The sequence below is a fragment of the Thermus sp. FJN-A genome (assembly GCF_054655095.1).
On record NZ_BAAHSC010000332.1, the window covers coordinates 1 to 236 of the forward strand.

The 236-nt window shown below is 59.3% G+C and carries 1 pseudogene; it reads right to left on the bottom strand.

Features of this window, described 5'->3' with window-relative positions:
* Positions 1–16: 16 nt before the first annotated feature.
* A pseudogene (locus tag ACYQ0J_RS13960) lies at positions 17–236 on the bottom strand (IS982 family transposase); the annotation flags it as partial.

The following is a 236-nucleotide window of genomic DNA, read 5'->3' on the forward strand; positions in this document are numbered from 1 at the left end:
ATCATAACCCAAGTTGCTACCCAGCCATCTTCTGGGTCAGGAGACTGATGTTATGGGCCAGGACGAAGGTGAGAACTTTGATGACGAAACCCTCCTGGGTCACGGCGTGGATGCGCCTGGGGAAGAGGTGATGGAGCATGCTCCCCACCGTCTCCACCACCCTCCGCCCCACGATGGCCAGGTACTGCATCCAAGGGAGATACCGCCGGCTGTTCCTCCTGCGGATGACCATGGGA